Genomic DNA, 4,050 nt, shown 5'->3' with positions numbered 1-4,050 from the left:
GGGTGTCCACTAAACGAGGGTAACCTCACCTGGTGCTGTTCGTGGCTAGCGTTGAACGCCTTCTCGTAAACCTGTTGGTCTTGCGCGACGCGTGCGTTGTGGGTGATTAGTGATTCGAGCTTTTTCGATACCTGGTCGATCTGGGCGATCAGTCCGGCTGCTTCGACTTCGAGGTCGCTGGTGTCGAGCGCGTCGAGTACGGCGTGGTTGACGGTGTCATCGGCAGGTGAGCCGAAGCGGAGGCGGATAGCCTCGAGGAACATGTATTTGAGTCGTTGATCGCTGATGTGCCCGGTGGCGCATTTTTCCTGGCCTGCGTATTTGTGGCCGCACCGCCAGATGACCTTTTCGTACTTACTGCCCGCGTGCCAGGTTTTCGAGCCGAAGAAGTGCCCGCACTGGCTGCACTCCAAGGTTGATGAGAAGGGCCGGGTGCGATGCTGGGTTCGCTGATCTCTAGCCCCTTTAGCTATTTCGGCTTGGACGAAGTCCCACACTGCCGGGCTGATGATCGCCTCATGGCTGGCGGTGACGTAGTACTGGGGTACTTCGCCTTGGTTGATGACTTGACGTTTCGTCAGGTAGTCAGCGACGTACGACTTCTGCAGGAGAGCGTCACCCTTGTATTTCTCGTTGGTGAGAATCGCTCGTATGGATCGGTAATACCAGGTCTTGTTGCCTGCGGCGGTGAAGGTCTCTGGTTCGTCGGTGAGGGTGCGGGCGATCGTTCCGATGGACATGCCACCTAAGTACATGTTGTAGATCCGGCGCACGAGTTTGGCTTGCTCGGGGTTGATGACGAGGCTGCCGTCTTCGCCTTTGTCGTATCCGAGGAAGCGGGAGTATGGGACGGTGACCTTGCCGTCGGCGAAGCGTTTGCGGTGTCCCCAGGTGACGTTTTCGGAGATGGAGCGGGCTTCTTCTTGCGCCAGCGAGCTCATGATGGTGATGAGGAGCTCGCCTTTGGCGTCGAAGGTCCAGATGCCTTCTTTCTCGAAGAAGACCTCCACGCCTTTGTCTTTGAGGGCTCGAACGGTGGTGAGCGAGTCGACGGTGTTGCGGGCGAACCGGGACACACTCTTGGTGATGATCAGGTCGATCTTGCCGTCGAGCGCGTCGGTGACCATCTGCTGGAATCCAGCGCGGTGTTTGGTTGAGGTGCCTGTGATGCCTTCATCGGTATAGACCTTCACGAACTGCCAGCCCGCGTGATCGCTAATGTAGCGGGTGTAGTAGTCGACCTGGGCTTCGTAGGACGTCACCTGATCGTCGTGGTCGGTGGACACGCGGGCATACCCGGCGACCCTGCGCAGGGTTGTCTGTCCAAGTGGAGCACCAGTGTGGAGCGCTCGGGTGGCGGGGATTGCTGTGACGGTGCGGGCCATTTAGCGTTCGCCTCGCTCGGCGCGCAGGCGCTCAGCCTCTGCCTTGGCCACGGCCCGGTACTTCGCCAATGCTTCTGGTGGTGTTGGTGCTTGCCGTGGGTTGTTCAACCCGAGCCTTTTGGCTTCTGCCCAGCGGGCACGCAAGAGTTCACCCCAGGCGGCTTTTCTTGCTGGGGTCCACGAGCTCTTCTTCAGGTTTGGTCGCCACGTGTGCGAGCTGCTGGTGCCATCGGTGTAATGAAACGTGTAATGGTCTTTTCCCTGCACTTCGATGTGGTCGATACGCTCGTTGAACACCTCTTGGTCGAAGGTATCGATACCCAGGACTCGCGCGATGAAGCCTTTGAGTGCCGTGTCAGAGATCTCGCAGGTGCCGCATCCGGTTTTGCGGCCTTTCTTGCGTTCGGTGCAGATCCAGTGCTCGGTGGAGATCGAGTTTTGGGTTTTCGGATTGCGTACGTTGCGCACAAACGAGCAATCGCAGGACACGCATTTGATCTTCGACGTCAACGCCACAGTTTCGATGGACCAATTTGCGCGGGCACCGAGCTCGCGACGTCGAGCGATCTCGGTTTGTACAGCGGTGAAGGTGTCGCGGTCGATGATCGCGGGGATCGCGTTTTCCACCAGGTATTGCGGCAACTGGCCGGTGTTGCGTACTGCTCGTCCAGGCCTGCCTTCCGGAGTCGACCAACGGCCCAACAGGAGGTCGCCGGTGTAGTGCGGGTTCTTCAGGATGTGACGGACCCATTCGCCGGGCATCTTGTTATCAGCCAGGTGCGGAACCCTACCGTCAGCGATGAGCTGCGCGGCCATCTTTTCGCACGAGGTCTTCTTCATGTACTGGGCGAAGATCCAACGCACCACGGCTGCTTCTTCTTCGATGATCTGCACGTCGGTGCCGTCAGCGGAGTCGGTGTAACCGTACAAGTGGAAGCCGTTCGCTTTGCCTTCTTCGAAGCCTTTCCAAATGCGCCACTTCACGTTTTGGCTGATTTGCTCCGATTCTGCCTGCGCGAAAGACGCCAGCAGGGTGAGCATGAGTTCTCCGTCAGCGCTGGTTGAGGAGATGTTCTCTTTTTCGAATCGCACCTCCACCTCGAGGTCTTTCAGCTCGCGGACGGTTTCGAGCAGGTCGACGGTGTTGCGAGCGAATCGCGAGATCGACTTGGTGAGGATCAGGTCGATTGCCCCTTTCCGGGCGAGGGCCAGCATTTCTTGGAACTGGGGTCGATGCGTGGTGGTTCCAGAGATTCCAGAATCGGCGAACACTCCGGCGAACGTCCAGCCAGGAGTGTCGTGAATGAGTTGCTGGTAGTAGGAAACTTGGGTGGACAAACTCAGCGGTGTGCGCTCGGTTTCCATGCTGATGCGGGCATACGCTGCCACTTTCACAAGCGGAGAAGCACTGATCGGTGGCGGGGTGATTTGCTCCATTCTCTTCAAGGTATTTCTCCTAGTCAGACAGGGTTTCAGGTTGTATCCATACATCACTCAAACCCTCGAGATAGTCAACGAAACTGGCTCTTTGTAGGGCGGCCAAGGGCGCATCTGGGGCGTCGAGACGCTGGCACACGGTGATGGCTTCGCGTGGGGTGAGGATGCCGCGTTCGAGAAGCTGCTTGACCTGCGTGAGCTGGCGATGAGCCATCAGCTCGGCTGCCATGTTCATCGTTTGCCGCCACGGGTGTTGAAACGGTGCTGGATGTAGCACGGGTGGCAGCAGTACTTGCGTTTCACCTGGCTCGTGCGAGCCACAGTGACCTGTCGGTGGCAGTTCGCGCAGACCAGTTCTTCGGTGACCACCCTGCGGTGGGTGGCCCACCAGGCTCGTCGACAGGCAGTGGAACAGAACTTCGATCCTTGCCGGAGCTCGATTGGCTTGCAGCAGTGCAAACACCACACTCCAACTGGGTCCGTGACCTGCTCAACGGCAGGATCGACGGTGATGCCGTGTCGCAGACAATAGGTCTTGACACTGTTGGCGTTGAGATCCAGGTGCGCGGCAATACGAGAGTAGGCAACTCCTGCAGCGCGCATCATCTGGATGTGATGGCGATCAGTCTGGTTCAGAGCCATGAGCAGGCCCTCCTGGCAACGAGGCGAAAGGTGGTCGCCCATACGCCGGTCACGCCAGACGAAACCGGACAGCAGAAACAAAGCTCCCTGCCGCGTTCGCACCCGTGGCTGGGATCTGCGCCTCTATTCAGATAAGGCAGCAATTCTTTGCTCAATTCACAATGCGGGCCGATCGACGTGTGAACCGCGACAGAGCAAGGGCGGGTGAAGATGACTGACGACGACTTTGAACTCCCGGTATTTCTCGACGACCAGTCGTACCGAACCTGTTCAGAATGCGGCTCAGATTGTGTCCCTGACCCGTTTGTTGCAGGCGAAGGTGAAGGCATCCGTATCGCGTTCATCTGCCCGAGCTGTAGAGTGCAGTCCGTCATCGACCCGTTCGAAGACACGCGGTAAACACCAGCTCCGCAAACGCACAAGAGGCCCCGCCACCACCTCGATGAAGGTGATGACGGGGCCAAGGGTTGATTTCGCGTGGGTTAGCTGATGCCGAGCTTGTCGTTGACGCGTTTCTGCACAGCGGCATAGTTGCCGCCGAGGCGGCGCTTGCGTTCGGACCTGACCCCTGTTTGGTAGACACCTG

General features: G+C 58.5%; 4 protein-coding genes and 1 pseudogene. All 5 read right to left on the bottom strand.

Going from position 1 to position 4,050, the window contains the following annotated elements:
- The coding region (locus tag HMPREF3009_RS03230; RefSeq protein ID WP_070679992.1) for a recombinase family protein at nt 1-1,385 on the bottom strand (1,385 nt) is incomplete at its 3' end.
- The gene (locus tag HMPREF3009_RS03225; protein ID WP_083306673.1) at nt 1,386-2,822 is read right to left on the bottom strand and encodes a recombinase family protein; all 1,437 of its coding nucleotides are present in this window, start codon (nt 2,820-2,822) and stop codon (nt 1,386-1,388) included.
- A gap of 19 nt (nt 2,823-2,841) precedes the next feature.
- Nucleotides 2,842-3,051, bottom strand: coding sequence for a dihydroorotase (locus HMPREF3009_RS03220; RefSeq protein WP_232751615.1), 210 nt, complete (start codon nt 3,049-3,051; stop codon nt 2,842-2,844).
- Nucleotides 3,052-3,053: 2 nt separating this feature from the next.
- Nucleotides 3,054-3,464 (bottom strand): hypothetical protein, encoded by a 411-nt coding sequence (locus HMPREF3009_RS13400; RefSeq protein ID WP_049157412.1) that lies wholly within the window; start codon nt 3,462-3,464, stop codon nt 3,054-3,056.
- A 482-nt stretch (nt 3,465-3,946) separates the two neighbouring features.
- Nucleotides 3,947-4,050, bottom strand: a pseudogene (locus tag HMPREF3009_RS12980) (N-acetylmuramoyl-L-alanine amidase); the annotation flags it as partial.

The sequence above is a fragment of the Corynebacterium sp. HMSC034H07 genome (assembly GCF_001815175.1).
Classification (GTDB): domain Bacteria; phylum Actinomycetota; class Actinomycetes; order Mycobacteriales; family Mycobacteriaceae; genus Corynebacterium; species Corynebacterium hiratae.
This window is presented reverse-complemented; position numbering and strand designations above follow the sequence as displayed.

Coding starts and splice junctions, on each gene's coding strand:
- HMPREF3009_RS03225 (WP_083306673.1), bottom strand. CDS start 2,822: ATGGAGCAAATCACCCCGCCACCGATCAGTGCTTCTCCGCTTGTGAAA.
- HMPREF3009_RS03220 (WP_232751615.1), bottom strand. CDS start 3,051: ATGGCAGCCGAGCTGATGGCTCATCGCCAGCTCACGCAGGTCAAGCAG.
- HMPREF3009_RS13400 (WP_049157412.1), bottom strand. CDS start 3,464: ATGGCTCTGAACCAGACTGATCGCCATCACATCCAGATGATGCGCGCT.